Origin of the sequence: Streptomyces boetiae, assembly GCF_031845405.1 — a bacterium.
Lineage (GTDB): Bacteria > Actinomycetota > Actinomycetes > Streptomycetales > Streptomycetaceae > Streptomyces > Streptomyces boetiae.
This window is the reverse complement of sequence record NZ_JAVREN010000011.1, coordinates 13,282-29,450: the sequence shown is the minus strand read 5'-3', so window position 1 is coordinate 29,450 and position 16,169 is coordinate 13,282. Positions and strand designations below refer to the sequence as shown.

At 72.0% G+C, this 16,169-nt stretch carries 14 protein-coding genes; 4 read left to right on the top strand and 10 right to left on the bottom strand.

What is annotated here, in order from left to right; genetic code table 11:
• Nucleotides 1-41 precede the first annotated feature (41 nt).
• Together RM780_RS10265 and RM780_RS10260 are read left to right on the top strand one after the other, a co-directional pair.
• On the top strand, nt 42-2,519 hold the full coding sequence (locus RM780_RS10265) for an AAA family ATPase (RefSeq protein WP_311630292.1): 2,478 nt from the start codon (nt 42-44) through the stop codon (nt 2,517-2,519).
• The gene (locus tag RM780_RS10260; RefSeq protein ID WP_311630291.1) at nt 2,516-2,923 is read left to right on the top strand and encodes a hypothetical protein; all 408 of its coding nucleotides are present in this window, start codon (nt 2,516-2,518) and stop codon (nt 2,921-2,923) included. Before RM780_RS10265 ends, RM780_RS10260 begins: the two co-directional genes overlap by 4 nt.
• 14 nt (nt 2,924-2,937) lie before the next feature.
• Here RM780_RS10260 and RM780_RS10255 read toward each other — a convergent pair whose 3' ends face one another.
• From RM780_RS10255 to fxlM, 5 genes are all read right to left on the bottom strand, one after another.
• Entirely contained in the window at nt 2,938-3,894 is a 957-nt protein-coding gene (locus RM780_RS10255) for a thiopeptide-type bacteriocin biosynthesis protein (protein WP_311630290.1), read from the bottom strand.
• Between the two features lie 12 nt (nt 3,895-3,906).
• Nucleotides 3,907-5,043 (bottom strand): lanthionine synthetase C family protein, encoded by a 1,137-nt coding sequence (locus RM780_RS10250; protein WP_311630289.1) that lies wholly within the window; start codon nt 5,041-5,043, stop codon nt 3,907-3,909.
• On the bottom strand, nt 5,040-8,090 hold the full coding sequence (locus tag RM780_RS10245) for a lantibiotic dehydratase (protein ID WP_311630288.1): 3,051 nt from the start codon (nt 8,088-8,090) through the stop codon (nt 5,040-5,042). The genes RM780_RS10250 and RM780_RS10245 overlap by 4 nt, the downstream gene beginning before the upstream one ends.
• Nucleotides 8,091-8,167: 77 nt before the next feature.
• Nucleotides 8,168-8,359: an FxLD family lanthipeptide gene (locus RM780_RS10240; RefSeq protein ID WP_311630287.1), complete on the bottom strand. Its 192-nt coding sequence runs from the start codon at nt 8,357-8,359 to the stop codon at nt 8,168-8,170.
• Between the two features lie 62 nt (nt 8,360-8,421).
• Nucleotides 8,422-9,669, bottom strand: coding sequence for a methyltransferase, FxLD system (fxlM, locus tag RM780_RS10235; protein WP_311630286.1), 1,248 nt, complete (start codon nt 9,667-9,669; stop codon nt 8,422-8,424).
• Between the two features lie 183 nt (nt 9,670-9,852).
• On the opposite strand from fxlM, the gene RM780_RS10230 reads away from it, so the two are divergent.
• Together RM780_RS10230 and RM780_RS10225 are read left to right on the top strand one after the other, a co-directional pair.
• The gene (locus tag RM780_RS10230; RefSeq protein WP_394812929.1) at nt 9,853-10,632 is read left to right on the top strand and encodes an aminotransferase class IV family protein; all 780 of its coding nucleotides are present in this window, start codon (nt 9,853-9,855) and stop codon (nt 10,630-10,632) included.
• A gap of 100 nt (nt 10,633-10,732) precedes the next feature.
• Entirely contained in the window at nt 10,733-11,578 is an 846-nt protein-coding gene (locus RM780_RS10225) for a formylglycine-generating enzyme family protein (RefSeq protein ID WP_311630284.1), read from the top strand.
• A gap of 203 nt (nt 11,579-11,781) precedes the next feature.
• Here the strand turns inward: RM780_RS10225 and RM780_RS10220 are convergent, their stop codons facing one another.
• From RM780_RS10220 to RM780_RS10200, 5 genes are read right to left on the bottom strand one after another with little or no spacing between them, the layout of a single operon-like run.
• A complete protein-coding gene (locus tag RM780_RS10220; RefSeq protein WP_311630283.1) occupies nt 11,782-12,543 on the bottom strand; it encodes an SDR family NAD(P)-dependent oxidoreductase in 762 nt (253 codons plus the stop codon).
• A gap of 37 nt (nt 12,544-12,580) precedes the next feature.
• On the bottom strand, nt 12,581-13,012 hold the full coding sequence (locus tag RM780_RS10215) for a carboxymuconolactone decarboxylase family protein (protein ID WP_311630282.1): 432 nt from the start codon (nt 13,010-13,012) through the stop codon (nt 12,581-12,583).
• Nucleotides 13,009-14,115 (bottom strand): alcohol dehydrogenase catalytic domain-containing protein, encoded by a 1,107-nt coding sequence (locus RM780_RS10210; protein WP_311630281.1) that lies wholly within the window; start codon nt 14,113-14,115, stop codon nt 13,009-13,011. Before RM780_RS10210 ends, RM780_RS10215 begins: the two co-directional genes overlap by 4 nt.
• Nucleotides 14,112-14,555, bottom strand: coding sequence for an ester cyclase (locus RM780_RS10205; protein ID WP_311630280.1), 444 nt, complete (start codon nt 14,553-14,555; stop codon nt 14,112-14,114). The genes RM780_RS10210 and RM780_RS10205 overlap by 4 nt, the downstream gene beginning before the upstream one ends.
• 42 nt (nt 14,556-14,597) lie before the next feature.
• Complete coding sequence (locus tag RM780_RS10200; protein ID WP_311630279.1) at nt 14,598-16,157, bottom strand: long-chain-fatty-acid--CoA ligase; 1,560 nt, start codon at nt 16,155-16,157, stop codon at nt 14,598-14,600.
• Between the last annotated feature and the right edge of the window lie 12 nt (nt 16,158-16,169).

The window sequence follows — 16,169 nt, the reverse complement described above, 5'->3', positions numbered from 1 at the left end:
GGCTCCTCGTCGGAACAGACAACGGAAGAGCGGAGAGCACCATGGCGGAAGACCCCGGGCAGAACCCGCCCCCCGAGCGCGTCGAGCAGGCCGGGCAGCCCTTCGGCGGCGGCAGGTCCTCGGCGCTCTCCGAGGTGGCCGCCCGTCTGGAAGTGTCCAGCCTCGCCGAGACGACCAAGTCGCTCCTTCGCGAGGCGCTGCGAGGGGCGGGAGCCAGCTCGGCTGCCTCCACCGGCCCGCAGCCCGACCACAAGGTGTTCCTGGAGTCCATCAGCGTCAGCGGCTTTCGCGGCATCGGCCGCAAGGCACGTCTGCGGCTGAGCGCGAAGCCCGGTGTCACTCTCGTGGTGGGGCGCAACGGATCGGGAAAATCCAGCTTTGCCGAGGGCGCCGAGACGGCGTTCACCGGCCGGACCGCCCGCTTCGACAAGCAGCGCGGCGAGGTATGGCGCAGGCACTGGCGCAACCTGCACGACGGGACCGAGCCGAAGATCGAGGTCCGCCTCGCCATCGCGGGTGACGCCCGGCCGTCCACGCTGACGTGCGCCTGGCCGGGCGACGACGTCACTGCTCCCGAGGTCGAGTTCAATCGGCCGGGGCACGGTCGGCGGCCTTTCAAGGACGCCGGCTGGGAGCGGGCGCTGATCGACTACCGGCCCTTCCTGGCGTACTCCGATCTCGACAAGGTGATCAGCGGCAAGCCCAGCGAGCTCTTCGACTCGGTCGCCACCATCCTCGGGCTCGGCGAACTGGCGGCCGCGGACGAGCGGCTCCAGGCCATCGAGAAGGAGCTCAACTCCGCGGTGAGGACGGCCGAGGCCGAACGTCCCGCACTCGTCGAGGAGCTGTCCGCGCTGGACGACCCCCGGGCAAGGCTCGCGCTGGCGGCCATCTGCGGGTCAGGCAGGCCCGACTTCACTGGGCTGGATGCCCTTGTGACGGGGCTGCCCGACGCGGACGACGGTCGTCTCCGGGAGCTTCGCGCGACCGTCGCGCTGACAGGCCCCGACCTCGACGCGGTCGGCGCGGCCGTGGACCGACTGCGTAAGGCCGTAGCGGTACTCGATGACGTGCGTGCCTCCGGTGCCGAGGACGCCCACCAGCGCGCCGAACTGCTGGCCGGGGCTTTGGACCACAGCCGTCGGCACGCAGACGAGGGCACCTGCCCGGTGTGCGGGTCCGCCCGGCCGCTCGACAAGGTATGGGCCGAACGGACTGCTGAACAGGTGGCGGCCTTGCGGCGGGAGGCCGCCACCGCCCAGCAGGCACGCACCGAGCTGGGAGAAGCGGTGGACGCCGTCCGTTACCTCATCGCGCGGGCCCCCGCGTGGCTGCCCGCTCCGCTCGTCGCCCCGTGGGAGGAGTGGGCGTCCTGCCGGGCGATCGACGATGCCGAGCGGCTCGCTGCCCGCGCCGAGACCGCCGCGCTCGTCCTTGCCGATGCCTGTGCGGCTCTGCGGGAGGAAGCCGCCCGGGAACTGGAGATGCTCGACGAGACGTGGCGGCAGTGCGTCACCCGCGTCGCGGGGTGGCTCGGCCGGGCGCGGACCGCGGTGGAGGCCAGGCCGAAGCTGAGCCGGGTCAGGGCGGCCCGCAATTGGCTCAGGGAGGCGTGTGCCGAGCTGCGCGAGGACCGGCTGCGGCCCTTCGAGGAGCGTTCGCAGCGGATCTGGGAGGAACTGCGCCAGCAGAGCAACGTGGACCTGCGTTCCGTACGCCTCGCCGGCAGTGAGAAGGCCACCGTGCGCAAGCTCGTGATGGATGTGTCCGTGGACGGTACGGAGGCGGCGGCTCTCGGCGTCATGAGCCAGGGCGAACTGCACTCCCTCGCGCTTTCGCTCTTCCTGCCGCGTGCCGCCGCGCCGGACAGCCCCTTCGCGTTCATCGTTATCGACGACCCCGTGCAGTCCATGGACCCCGCGAAGGTCCACGGCCTCGCGAAGGTCCTGCACGACCTCGGTGAGACCCGGCAGGTCGTGGTGTTCACCCACGACACGCGGCTCCAGCGGGCGTTCACCAGCCAGGATCTGCCGGTGACCGTACTGGAGGTGGAACGGGAGGGGCGCTCGGCGGTGACCGTGCGCCGGGTGACCGATCCCGTCGGCCAGGCGCTGGCCGACGCACGCGCCCTCGCCCGTACGCGGAACCTTCCGCCGGCCGCCCTGACCCATGTACTGCCCGGTCTCTGCCGCACCGTCCTGGAACGCGCATTCTCCGAGGCGGCGTGGCTGCGCCTCCACCGCGCTGGACTGGCCGAGCACGAGGCGGAGAAGACCGTCATGGCCGCGGTCAAGCTGATGGACATCGCCGCCCTGGGGCTCTTCGGGGACCCGTCCAGGACCGGTGACGTCTACCGGGAGCTGCGCAGGCGGTGCGGCTCCGGGGCCGTGAACCTCATCCGGCGGTGCCAGGAGGGCGCACACCCGGCCGGCACGCCGATGCCCGACCCGCTTCGGTTCGTGGGGGCCATCGCGGCCGTCGCGGAGACCGTACGCAAGCCGGAGGAGCCCACCCAGTGAATGTGACGATGCATCAGTTGCTCGACACAGCAGAGCTGCTCATTGAGAACAACGGTGACGCCGCCACAACCGGCTCTGCCAACGGCGGCAGCGCGCTCCCGGTCACCGCGGCAAGCCGGTGTCGCGGTGCTGCCTTCGCCCTCCGCGCCGCACTGGAGAGCGCGGTCGCCATCTGCCTCGCCGCCCACGGCGCGCCGCACGCAATCTGTGAGGGCACCATGCGGGCCTCACTCATCTGGCTCCGCATCTGCGCCGAGGCCGGAACCGCTCGCCGGGCGAGGGCCGTGTGGAGCCAGCTGTGTCTGGGATGCCACTACCACCAGTACGAGATCGGCCCCACGGAGGACCAGGTGCGCGCCTGGCGTACCGAAGTGGCGGCGATCGTCGCCCTGCTGGCTCCCTGACCACCTTCGGCCGCTCAGCGGCCGAGGATCGCCTCGCGTGCGGCGCGGGCCCAGATGGCCTGTTGGCGGGTGGTGAAGCCCATACGGTTCCAGTGGAAAAGGACGTGCCTGGCCAGGACGCTGCGCAGCCCGATGCGGAGGCTACCGGCACGTGCGGCATGCCCGAGTGCTCTTCCGCTGCTGCGTACGTCGATGACCCAGGTTCGCAGTGGCGTCAGAGGGCCGTCGGCGAGGAGGGCGTCCGTATCGAGGGCAAGGAGTCGCCGCAGCGGAGGCGCCATACGACCGACCTGGCCCTGAGGCACATCAGGGGGTAGTGGCCGATGTTCCTCGACCTGTCCCCAGACATCTCCCTGTTCGCCCCACTCCAGTCCGGCCACGCGGAGGAATGCGGTGATGAGGAGCAGGGACGTCTCCTTGGGGCCGAGGAGATCGCAGGCGCCGTCTGCCGCCCGCTCGTGGTGGTCGAGAACACCGACGCTGTCTACGTGGAACAGCATGTGCGAGAGCGTCATGCCGTAGGTGCCGCCGAACGCGACTGTCTCCGGCTCGTACAGGGAGGGCCACCATCGTTGGACGGCGCCTCGGGACGCTGCGTGGTCGAGCGCTTCGGCGACGCGGCTGACCGTGTCTGCGCCCCGCGCGTCCCTGTCCGGCTGGACGCGTAGGCGCCAGCAGGGGTGCTTGCGCACGAACCACCACCCGCCGACCGGGTCGGCCCGCAGGGACGGCAGGAGGAATGCGCGAAAGGCGTGCTCGGCGGTGGGGTAGTCGGTGAACTCGATGTTCACCTGGTGCCAGCCCGTCGGCTGGGTGTCGAGAGTGGCCACGCCGGCCGCGCGGTAGCGGTCGGCCATGTCGGCGAGCCGGGCCGGGGACGTGCACGCCTGGGTCGCTGCCTCCCTCACCGGCGTTCCGGTGAGGACGGCCAGGATGGCGGCTTCCAGAGCAGAGGCTTCCTTGTGGTCCACTTCGTCGTCTCCTCAGCACAGGAGCAGGCAGGCATCCCAGTCGGTGGCGGGCTCGGAGTCCGGTTCGGCGCTCTGGAATGCCAGGACTGCTCCTGCGGTCCCTTCGAGCAGTCCGTCCTCCTTCGGAGGGCGGAGGGCTAGGAAGCGTTCGCGGAGCTCGCGGAGATGCGACTTGAACACGGCGGGGTCCTCCGCGTCCTGGGCGACGCGTTGGACCGTGCGCAGTAGGCCACCGACGCCGTGGCACAGGCCGCGGCTGGTGAGTTGGGCGAGTTGGAGCGGACCGGAGAGGCATGCGAGGAGTGCCCGCTCGGCCATGCGTTGCCGGTGGGGGTCTCCGAGGGCAATGGCGGCGAGCTGCTGGGCGCGGGCCAGCCCTGGGGTGCCGTAGCACCAGGAGGGAGTGGCCGGGTGGTCGGGGACTACGGTGGTTGAGGTGACCCATCGTGGCCAGCGGGTGCTGGCATGATCGCTTTGACGTATCCGGTCCAGCCAGCGGCAGATCCGGAGCATCGCGTCGTGGTGGCCGGGCACGGTGATGCCGCGCCGTGCGGCGAGTGCGAGGAGTGCGAGCGGGCCGGCGATGCCGTGGGCCAGTCCGGCGTTGGCGTGGCCGCCGGGCATGGGCGCGTCGAGGTGTGTGGGGCCGTGCCAGACCCACCAGCCAGGCAGGGGGCGTCCGTCGGGGCTCGAGATCGGCTCGGTGAGGCGTACCAGGTACTCCAGTACGCCCTTCAGCGCGTCGCCTTCGGGGGCGCGGCGCAGCAGGAGGGCGCCGAGTCCGGTCAGTCCGCGTAGCAAGTCGTACTCGGCGAAGCTGGTCTGGGCCCCGTCGTCGATGCGCGCGTGGGCGGCGTCCAGTCGGCGGCGGGTGTGCGTGGCGACGATCGTGTCGAGGGTGTGCAGGGCGCCTGCGTACCGGTCGCTGTCGGCGGCTGCCAGGTGCAGGACGTAGGCCATCGCGGGTGCGCCGAGGAAGAGACTCGCCTCCGGGCCGTCGATGAGGGGCCCGATGGTGGCGAGATGGCTGTGCACGGCTTGCCAGGAGCCGGTGCCACGGTGGGCCCGTTCGATGGGAAGCAGGGCCGTACCGAGCGGGCCGTGGGCGAGCGACTGCCGGGTGGTGTTCAACGACGAGGCGGTCGTCACCTCGGTGCTCCCCGGTGTCGCGTGGTCCACGACAGCGCGGCGGTGCGCGCCAGGCGGCGGCAGGTGGCCTCGCCGTCCGGGTCGATGCCGGCGGCCCGGTTGTGGTGCATGTGCAGGAGGGAGGGCAGGACGGCGAGTGGATCGGCGTTGCCCTCGTTGGTGAGGGCGATGCGGTACTGCTCCAGGGCAGTCCTGCGGCGGGCCCAGGTTGCGGCGACGCGGTCGCCTCCGGGCAGCGAGCGCAGCGTGGCGAGGCCGGTGTCCGGGGCGGAGAGGCGTACCGCCTGATTCTGTACGTCGCGAGCGGGCGCGGTGCCTTCCGACTTCAGCAGGTTTTCCACCAGCCAGCGATGGCCAGCGACCGGACTGCCGGTGAAGGCCACCGCGATGTCCACGAAGCTGGCCGCGGTGACGGCCGGGCGAAAGTCGGCCGGGATGACGAGAGCCAGCTGCGCGGTTGCGGCGGCGGAGTCCGCGGCGAAGAAGTGCTCGGCGGCGTCGAGGACGTGTCCGGTTCCGTAGCGGCCGGTCTCTGGCTCGTCGGTGTCCCATTGGATGCGGCTGATCAGTCCGTCGTCGCGGAGCGCCGCCGCCCAGGCCCCGACGCGCTGGGCCGTGCCGCCGAAGGCGTGCGTGCCGGGCAGCTTGAGCCGGAGACGGAGGTGGGTGCCCGAGTCGCTGTAGCGGGTGAACCACCATGACGGTGCCCCGTCCTCCCACTGCTCGAACAACGTGGGCAGGTACGTGGTCAGGATCTCCACGGCGCGCTCGGGATGGCAGTAGAGCTTCAGGTACGCCCACCGGGAGGTGCCGGGCAGGCGCCCGGAGTCACGACGAACCACCGTGCCATGGAACGGAAGTGGGGTGGCGGGCGGGAGGGTTGAGGCGAACGGCATGGTGATCTCGTGAGCGCGGCCGAGCCAGCCGTACGCGGCCTCCTCCGGTGCCTCGTGCACGGTAACCGTGTCGGTGCGTTCTACCTCACTGCGCAGCATCTGCAGGTGCGTGGGGTCGTCGAGGTCGAGTCGCAGGCGCTGGTCGTCGGAGCCGACGAAGACCGTGCGGGATACCCCGTAACGGCAGCGCCAGTCCACGAGTCGGCGTATCCAGCCGGTCCCGTCGTGCGCACCCAGGTCGCGCTTCCTCAGCCGCCAGCAGGCCGGGGAGAGGATCGTGCGGCCGACGCGGACCGCGGGCAGGAAGGGCAGTCGAACGGCGGCTCCCCAGGCGAAGGGCGCCAGCACGGCGACGTGCGAGCGGTGGACCTCGGTCACGAAGCGGACCAACGGGTGTGTGGCGTTGCTGAGTTCCACGGCGTTCAGCACCGACGGCTCGACGCGCCTGCCGGTGGCGAGCGATACCAGGTAGAGGCGTTGGGAGTCCGCGCCGACGGCGAGATCGTCCAACTGGAGTGTGGCGGCCGGGTTGTGCTCGGCAAGGGAGAGCAGGTGCGGTACGACGGCGGGGGTACGGCTGACGTTCTGGGTGCGCAGCCGCAGCGGCGGGCTGGAGACCTGAACCCGGACGGCGCTCGCGGCCAAGGTGGGCAAGGCGGCGTAGGCGGCCAGCATGCGCTGTTGGTCGACGTCCTCCAGCGTCGCCAGGAAGCGTCCAGTAGTCGTTCCGGCCGCCAGCGACAGGCCCGCGAGGGACAGCTCGAAGCGGCCCTGTTGCAAGGCGGCCTGGGATTTCGCGAGCACCGTGAAGCACAGCTCGACGTGCGCGGGCACCTGGGAGACATCGCCAACCGCGAGCGCGGCGAAGTCCTCTCCCGTGAGGACGACTTCCCGAACGCCGTTCACTGCGGCTTCCTGGGCGAGTGCCAGGAGGTGTTCGTCCCGGCGGGTGGTAGCCAGGACGGGCCGGCTCAGGGCGGAGTCCCGGTAGCCGGCCGGGAAGCCCAGGCCGATGTCGGGGTCGGTGAGATCTCGTAGCGGGACCAGGGCGCCCATGCTGTACCGCTCCAGGAAGCGGGCGCGGTAGTCCTGCCAGGCCACGGCCCCGTTCGGGAATGGCGAGATGCGTGCCATGACCGCCAATGCGCGCTCCGCCTCACGGGCGACCTCCGTGGGGAGAGCGATGTCGCAGTCGGGGCGCAGGTTCACCGCGAGTAGCCGGTCGGTCGTCCCGGTCACGGCCGTCATGCGGTGGGTCGCCTCGGCGCGGATGGTCCGCTGCTCGTCGGCCGGTTCGGCGTCGTGGCGGGTGAGGAGCTGGTGGATCCGGCGGAGTTGCGCGATGGTGGGCGCGGCCTGGGAGACGGCGTCCGCGCCGAGGGAGGCGAGTTGAGACATGGCGTGGCCGAGGGCGTCGTCGGTGGTCATGGGTGCCCGCAGGCTGGTGAGGAGAACGCGGTGCGCGACGAGGTGGCGCAGCATGTCCTCGATCACGGTGGTGGGGGTGTCCGGGTAGTCGCCCCGCAGCTTGGCCGCGATGTCCTCGACCGTGATGGGGGTGCGGGCGAGGTTGAGCACGGTCTCAACGGCTGGGGTGCGCCGCAGGGTCACCTCGGCGGGCCCGTCCACGCCGGGCTGGTGCGGCAGGACGACCTTGGTGCCCCGAATGAAGCAGGTGGGGTCGGCCATGACGGGCAGGAGCCGCAGCAGGCCAGGGTGCGTCTCCAGGGCGGTGACCGCGTCGTTCAACCACTTCGCGTCCGCGCGGGCGGTGACGCGGTGCCGCGTTCCCCAACGGACTTCCACGGTGTCGCCAAGGCGGAGGGGCGTGGCTCCCGCGAACAGGCCGAAGGGAGTGGCGCGGTGCCGCATCCGCAGGAGGTAGCGGATCAGGGACACGACGGCGCGTCGCACCGGACGTGGCCGCTGGATGTGGCCGGCGAGCACGCCGTGCACGGCTAACGCCAGCGCGGGGCTGGCGACCTCGATGGCCGCCGCCGTGGTGTCGTCGGCCCAGGTGCGCCCCATCCACTGCCGCCAGCGGTGAACGTCGGCGGCGGTGTCGCCGTCCACGTCCGGCCAGGAGGGCGGCTCGGCCGCCAGCGGGCGGGCCGCGGTTCTGATGAGCGCGGCGTCAACGGCGTGGTACATCGCAGTGCCTCCTTCATCGTCGCGGTGTGATGCGGGGTCCGGGGCGGCCTCTGGGCCCCGGACCCCGTGCCGCTTGATCAGCCGCCGATGCAGGTGCTGTTGGAGCAGGCCGACTGACAGGTGGAGGTGCAGCCGTCGCCGGTGTCGTTGAGCAGCCCGGCCACGACCGGGGCAGAGGCGAGGATCTCGATGTCGAGGTCGAAATCCGAGCCGGCGTCCGGCGCGTACTCGGTACCGGTCTTGATCGTTGCGCTGGTCTGCGGTGCCATCTCGTTCCTCCTGGGAATGTGGTGGTGGCTGTGCCTTTGCTGCCTGGCCCGTGCCGTTGGCGCTACGGCCAGGTGATCGCGATCCGCGTGTGCGGCCGGTCGATGACGCGGCCCGCGGGTAGCTGGTCGTCCGGCGTATCCGCCGGGTATACCCCGATGCGGGCGCGGTTGCCGCGCTGCTCCCGGCCCCAGACCTTGATCTGCTCGACCATCGCGTCGCCGACCGCCTGGGCGTGAAGGCCGTGGGCGATGGCACCGAGCTCGAACCGGTCGGGATCGTCGGTCGGCCGGACCGTCCGGTAGGCGAAGCTGGCGCCCTCGACGAGCGTGGGAATGCCGTGCGGGGAGACAGATGCGACCAGCCCGCGGGCACGGGCCGCCGGTGTCCCGGTCAGGAGCGGGAGGTTGTCGAAGACGGTGGTCAACCACAGGTCGAGGTGTTCGTTCGACTCGTCACCCGCCAGCGTCACCCCGGACCACGCCTCGACGCGCGGAGCGTTCAGGGCGGCGCGCAGGGCCTCGACGTTGGGCTCCGGGTGCCCGTCCAGCCGCAGACCGACCTCCTCACCCTCGACGTCATGCAGTAGCACCAGACGGACCCGGTTCTCGCCGACCCCCTGCATCGGAACGAAGCCGCACAGCTCGAACCCGTCGCTGACCAGCCGGTGCCCGCGGCGGACGAACGCCACCGTGCGCGTCATGCCGCGCATCCGCAGCGGGACGACGAGCCGGCCCCCCTCCACGAGCTGATCCCGCCACGCCGGAGGGACGTCGGCGGCCTGCACCGTGACAATGACACGGTCGTACGGGGCGTACTCCGGTACTCCCGCCTCACCGTCTCCCGTGACGACGCGGACCCGGCCCTCGTAGCCGGTCTCGTGCAGGAACTTCTCCGCGCGCCCCGTCACCTCCGGGTCGATGTCGGCGGTGACCACGAGGCCGTTCTTCCCGACGATCTCAGCCAGGTACGCGGCGTTGACGCCCCCCGAACCGATCTCCAGAACGCGCATTCCCGGACGGATGTCACCCTGCTCGATCTGCATGGCCTGGATACGGGGCGCGGACACAGAACTGAGCTGAACGCCGTCGGCGTCCGTCTTCGTGATCACAGCGTGTTCCACGCGGTAGGTCGTCGCCACGTCCTGCTCGGGGGTGGCGAGATGGCGCGGGACCTTCTGGAAGGCGGCCACGGCACGGCTGTCCCGGAGGGCTTCCATGTCGACGAGCTGCCTGACCATCTCGTCCCGCAGCTGCTGCGCTGGCACGGCGGGTTTCACGTCGTCGGTCGTCATGTCGGGGTGGTTCTCCACGGTTCTCCTTCTCGGCGATGCGCGCCGGGTCCGGATTGAGGCTGATGGCGACGTTCGGTAGCGGCGTCATGACAAGAAGAACGGTGGAGGTGCCGCTCAGGGAAGGAACTCTTGCTGAACTTCCGTGCCCGTTCGCAGCCTTCGGGGTCGGGCGCCCGAGCACCCGCTGCCACACTGATCCTTGTGATGGAACTGAATGGACGCCCCGCCGACCCCGAGTCCTTGAAGGCCCTGGCGCTGACCAACTATGGGCACTTCACCTCAATGCGCGTGGACGACCAGCGGGTGCGTGGTCTCGCCCTGCACCTGGAGCGGCTTGAACGTGACTGCCGGACCGTGTTCGGCGCCCAGCTCGACACCGCCCGTGTACGGGAGTACGTGCGCCGGGGCGTGACCGGGCGGGAGGGGTCGTTCATCGTCCGGGTGAGCGTCTTCGACCCGGCCCTGGACATGGGGCACCCCTCATCGCCGGCGACCCCGCACATTCTGGTGACCACGCGCCCCACCGGCCCGATGCCGCTGCCGCCGCTGCGCGTGAAAACCGTGCCGTACGTGCGTGACCTGCCCGCCGTCAAGCACCTCGGCCTCTTCGGGACCCTCCACGCCAGGCGCGCCGCGCAGCTGTCGGGCTTCGACGACGCGCTGTTCGCCGGTCCCGACGGCCTCGTGTCCGAGGGCGGTACCTGGAACGTCGGGTTCATCGACGCCGACGGTGCCGTCGTGTGGCCCAAGAGCGAGGTCCTGCCGGGCGTCACCATGGCCCTGCTCCAGCAGCACCATGCACATACGACGTCGCCCGTGACCTTGTCCGAGGCACATGGGATGCGGGCCGCGTTCGCCACCAACACCAGCATCGGGGTCCGGGTGATCTCGGCCATCGACGACACCACGCTGCCGACCGAGCACGCGGTGCTGGCGTCGCTGCGCGACGTGTACATGAGCCTGCCCGGCGACCCTGTCTAGGAACGTTGCCATGGGGGTGGTCCGCTGGACCGGACGGGAGACGAAGGCGCTACGGCTCGCGCACCGCATGACAGTCCGGGGGTTTGCCGCGCGGATCGGCGTGAGCGACCGCATGGTCTCCAAGTGGGAGAAGCGCGGTCTCGGCATCGTCCCGCGTCAGGGCACCCAGGCCGCGCTGGACACCCTGTTGTCCGTCGCCGGCACGGAGATCCAGGAGCGGTTCGCCACGCTGATCACGGAACAGGCCGCGTCCGGCGAGGATCCGCGCACGGAGACGTTACTCGCGGCCGACGCCCGCCGGCACCGGCGCCATCCCGTGGACGGCAAGCTGATGGTGCTGGTCGAGGAGGGAATCTATCTCTCCGGCCGGGACAACGAGGCACAGTGGCTCCCCGCGTTCTGGATCGACGTCTTCCCCACCACGAACGCCGACTACGCCCGGTACGTCCAGGACGCCGGCGCGGCGCCACCCCGGCACTGGGGCGGCGACGGCCGATGCCCGGACAGCGTCCACGACCACCCCGTGGTGTGGGTGACCTGGCACGAGGCAGCCGCCTACGCCGCTTGGGCGGGCAAGTCGCTGCCGACCAGCCAGCAGTGGGAGAAGGCCGCTCGCGGCCCCCGGGGCAACCCGTATCCGTGGGGCGACGCCGCGACCGCCGCCAAGTGCAACGTTCGCGAATCCGGGATAGGGCGCACCACCTCGGTCAACCGCTACCAGAGCGGGGTGAGCCCGATGGGCGTCTTCGACCTGTGCGGCAACGTCTGGGAATGGTGCGCCACCGAGTCCCAGCCGGGACGCTACCAACTCAAGGGCAGCGCCTTCACGAGCCCCTTCGAACGCGCCGCGCCCTCCTCGTTCAACGACGCGTCCGGGACCATGCGGGACGACGACACCGGCTTCCGCTGCGTCGCGGCGGTGGAGAGCATGCCGCCCGGGGACTGACGGAACGACAGCGAGCCAAGGATGGATGCGTTTGAGCCGCACTGGGGGGGCAGTCACAACAACAGGGCCGAAATCGGTTGGTGTACCGGGACATATGCTCATGCATCGCTCTCGCATGGGGGCGCGGACGAGGTCTGGGAAAGCGAGCGCCCCGCCTGGCCAGAGCCGACGGGAAGGAAGGCCCAGGTCAGACGCGCAGGACACTAGCGCGGGGCCATGCGGAGGGCGCCGTCCATGCGGATGGTCTCGCCGTTGAGGTAGTCGTGCGCGGCGATCATCACGACCAGGCGGGCGAACTCGGCGGGCTCGGCGAGGCGTTGGGGGAAGGGCACGGAGGCGGCGAGCCCGGCGCGCACCTCGTCGCCGAAGCCCGCCATCATCGGGGTGTCGACGAGGCCCGGCGCGATGGTGACGACGCGGATGCCGTGCTGGGCAAGGTCGCGGGCGGCGGCGAGGGTCATTCCGGCGACTCCCGCCTTGGAGGCGGCGTAGGCGACCTGGCCGACCTGGCCCTCGAAGGCGGCGATCGACGCGGTGTTGACGACCACTCCGCGCTGGCCCCCGGCGTCGGGCTGCTGGCGGGCCATCAGCCCGGCGGCCAGGCGCAGCACGTTGAAGGTGCCCAGCAGGTTCACCTCCAGCGCCCTGCGGAAGAGGCCGAGGTCGTGCGGGCCCTGGCGTCCCAGGATGCGGGCCGAGGGGGCGATCCCGGCGCAGTTGACGGCCAGGCGCAGCGGGGCGCCGTCGGCCCCGGCGGCGGCCAGGGCCCGGCGTACCTGGGTCTCGTCGGTGACGTCGGCGGGCAGCAGGGTGACCCCGTCGGGGGGCTGCTCCGCCGCGGTCACGGCGCGGGGGACGTCCAGGCCGTAGACGGTGCGGCAGCGCCCGGCCAGGGCAGCGGCCGTGGCCGCGCCGAGACCCGACGCGGCGCCGGTGACCAGGGCCGCGCTTCCGGTGATGTCCATGGTGCTCCGTGAGGGGTCGGGTGGGGGGAGGTCGGGGTCACTGTCCGCCCGGCGTTCCGGGCGGGGAGGGGTGCGCGGACCCGTCCGCGAGGGCATCGCGGGCGGCGAGGACGGCGTTGATGGCGCGGGGGAAGCCGCAGTAGACGGCGCTGTGGGTGAGGGCCTCGACGATCTCCTCCCGGGTCAGCCCGGCGCGGAGGGCGGCCGAGACGTGGAGGGGGATCTGCCGGTCGGCGCCGAGCGCGGCCAGAATGCCGAGCGTGACCAACTGCCGGTCTCGGGGGGCGAGTTGGGGGCGGGAGTAGCTGGCGCCGAAGCCATAGGCCACCATCAGGTGGGACAGGCCGGGCGCCACGTCCTCCAGGGCCTGGGTCACCCGGCGGGCGCCGTCGCCATCGAGGCGGCTGATCACCTCCCAGCCGCGTTCCCAGGACACGCAGTCCTCGGAGTGCTCCGGGCCGGGCGTCATGCCGGGTCCTCGGGGGCGACGTCGATCAGGATGCGGCCGAACACCTCGCCGCGGCGGATCTCCTCGAAGGCCGCGGGGAGCCGTTCGAGGGGGTAGCGGGCGCCGATGACGGGGGTCACCTTGCGCGCGCCGACGAGGTCGAGGGCCTGGGCGATCTCCGTGCGGTTGGCGTAGCGCGTGCCGGTGACGGTGAGCTCGCGCAGGATGAGGCCGAGGCCGGGGAGCCTGGCCTCGGCGCCGGGGGCCGCGCCGAGCACCACCAGCGTTCCGCCCGGGGCCAGCGCGTTCAGGGACGCGTCGAGAGTGGCCGCGCTGCCGACGCAGTCGACGACGCCGGTGATCCCGCCGGGGCCGAAACGGCCGGCCGCCGCGGCCCAGGCGTCCGCGTCCAGGACGGCGTCGGCCAGGCCCCGGCGTTCGATCTCGGCGCACTTGGCCGGCCGGGAGTCCACGGCGACGGTGCGCGCGCCGACGGCGTTCAGCACGCCGAGCATGTGCACGCCGAGGCCGCCGCCGGCTCCCACCACCGCCACCCAGGCGCCCGGCGGCGTCCGCAGCCGGGAGTTGACCACGTGCAGGGGGGTGGCGACGGCGTCGGCGACGATGCCCGCGTCGGCCAGGCGCACGCCGTCGGGGACGGCCACCAGGTTGCGCGCGGGCAGGCGGACGGTCTCGGCGAAGCCGCCGTCGATCGCGGAGCCGACGAAGCCGCGGAAGTCCTGGCAGAGGGTCTCGCGGCCGTGGGCGCAGGAGAAGCAGTGGCCGCAGGTGAGGTAGAAGCTGGTGGTGACCCGGTCGCCGGGCCGCCACCGGGTGACCCCGGGCCCGGCCCGGCGGACCCGGCCCGACAGCTCGTGGCCCAGGATGCGCGGGAAGGTGCCGCCGAGGGAGCCGTCCCGGGCCATTTCGAGGGTGAGGCCGGCGCCGCAGGCGGTGACGTCCACGGTCACCTCGCCCGGACCGGGCGTCGGCCGGGCCACGGTTTCCAGTGCGGGGGCGGCGCCGGGGGCGCGCACGACCATGGCGCGCATCCGGCCGGAGTCCGCGCGGGTGCCGGTGCCCTTGTCAGGGCTGTCGGGGGTGCTGTCGTGGGTGGTGCTCATGCGTTCCTCAGCAGTTCGGTGCGCAGGTCGCCCTTCCCGATCACCCAGCCCTCGGTCATCATCCCGTCCTCGTCGAAGCGGAAGATGTCCGACAGCCAGACGCTGAAGGGCGCCCCGGTGGGTTCCACGCCCGCGAACGGGCCTGTGTGCGTGCCGTACAGACGGAAGAGGATCATGACGAGGTCGCCCTGGGCGACGAGGTACTTGATCTCGATCCGCCGGTCGGGGGCCCAGGTGTCGGCCTGCCGGATGACGTCCTCCCCGGCGGGGACGCCGGTGCGGTCGGTGGTGCCGACGTTGACGTACCGGGGCGAGATGATCCCGGGCACGTCCTCGATCCGCTTGTGGTTGAAGACGTCCAGCAGCCAGCGCCGGGTCGTGGCGGTGTTGCGCGCCTCGGCGGCGGCCTGGGCCTGGGGCCGGGTCGGGGGTGAGGACATCGGGGGCGCCTCCATCTTCCGTTGATCGCGAGGGGCAGGGGGTCAGTTGACGCGGCGTTCCCGGCCGGCCCAGTACTGCTCCCGCAACTGCTGCTTGACGTATTTGCCCGCGCCGCTGGTGGGAAAGGGCTCGTCCCGGAACTCCACCGACTTGGGGCACTTGTAGTTGGCGATGTGCGCCCGGCAGTGGGCGATGATCTCCTCGGCGGTGGGGACGCGCGGGCCGCGGACGCGGACGATGGCGTGGACGGCCTCGCCCCACTCGGTGGCCGGGATGCCGATGACCTGGGCCTCGGTGACCTCCGGGTGGAGCATGAGGGCGTTCTCCACCTCGGCGGAGTACACGTTCTCCCCGCCGGTGACGATCATGTCCTTGATGCGGTCGACGACGAAAAGGAAGCCGTCCTCGTCGAGGTAGCCGGCGTCGCCGGTGTGGAGCCAGCCGCCGCGCAGGGTCTCGGCGGTCAGCTCCGGCCGTTGCCAGTAGCCGAGCATCACGTTGTCGCCGCGGCCGACGATCTCGCCGACCTCGCCGGGCGGCAGGAAGGCACCGTCCTCGCCGACGACGGCCACCTCGCAGCCCGTCGCGGGGCGGCCGGCCGACCGGGTCTTCCCGGCCAGGGGGCCGTCGAAGACGTGGTATTCGGGGCGCAGGACGGTCAGCGTCGGGCTGGCCTCGGACTGTCCGTAGAGCTGGAAGAGCCGGGCGGCGGGGAGGACGCCCCGGGCTCGCCTGACGGTGGCCTCGGGCATGGGCGACCCGCCGAACGCCAGGCACGCCACGGTGCTGAGGTCGTGGCGGCCCGTGTCGGGGTGGCTGACCAGCATGTCGATCATGGTGGGGACCATCACGGAGCAGGTGACGCCGTGCTCCTCGATGGCGGCCAGGACCCGGGGGACGTCGAAGCGGCGGCACATGGTCTGGCGTGCCGCGGCCAGCAGCGCCGCGTAGGTGCCCAGGCCGTCGGCCATGTGGAACATGGGGGCGGCGTGCAGGTAGACGCTGCTCTCGCTCCACCCGAGGTCCACCAGGCTCTGAAGGGCGCTGGCCAGGAGGTTGCGGTGGCTGAGGGTGACGCCCTTCGAACGTCCGGTGGTGCCGCCGGTGTAGAAGATGGCGGCCGGGTCGGTGTCGGGCCCCTCGGCCGCCGGCAGGGCGGCGGCCCCGGCCAGGAGCGTTTCGTAGTCGTGCCAGCCGGCGGGCGCGTCCGGGACGTCGATCCCGACCACGTGGGCGAGGCCGGGCAGGCCGCCGCGCAGCTTCTCGGCGAGGTCGCGGAACTCCTGCTCGACGAGGAGGACGCGGCTGCCGGAGTCGCGCAGCCAGTGGTCGGTCTCGGGGGCGGCCAGCCGGGTGTTGACGGGGACGACGATCGCCCCGGCCCAGGGGACGGCGTAGAGAACCTCCAGGTAGCGGTCGGAGTTGTGGCCGAGGACGGCGACCCGGTCGCCGGGCCCGACGCCGAGGCCGCGCAGGGCGCCGGCCAGCCGCCGCACCCGGTGCAGCAGGTCGGACCAGGTCCGCGAGCGGTCCTCGAACTCGGTGGCCACGCTGTGGGGATAGGTGTGGGCGGCGCGCCGCAGGACGGTGTCGATGCGCATCCGGGGCTCCCG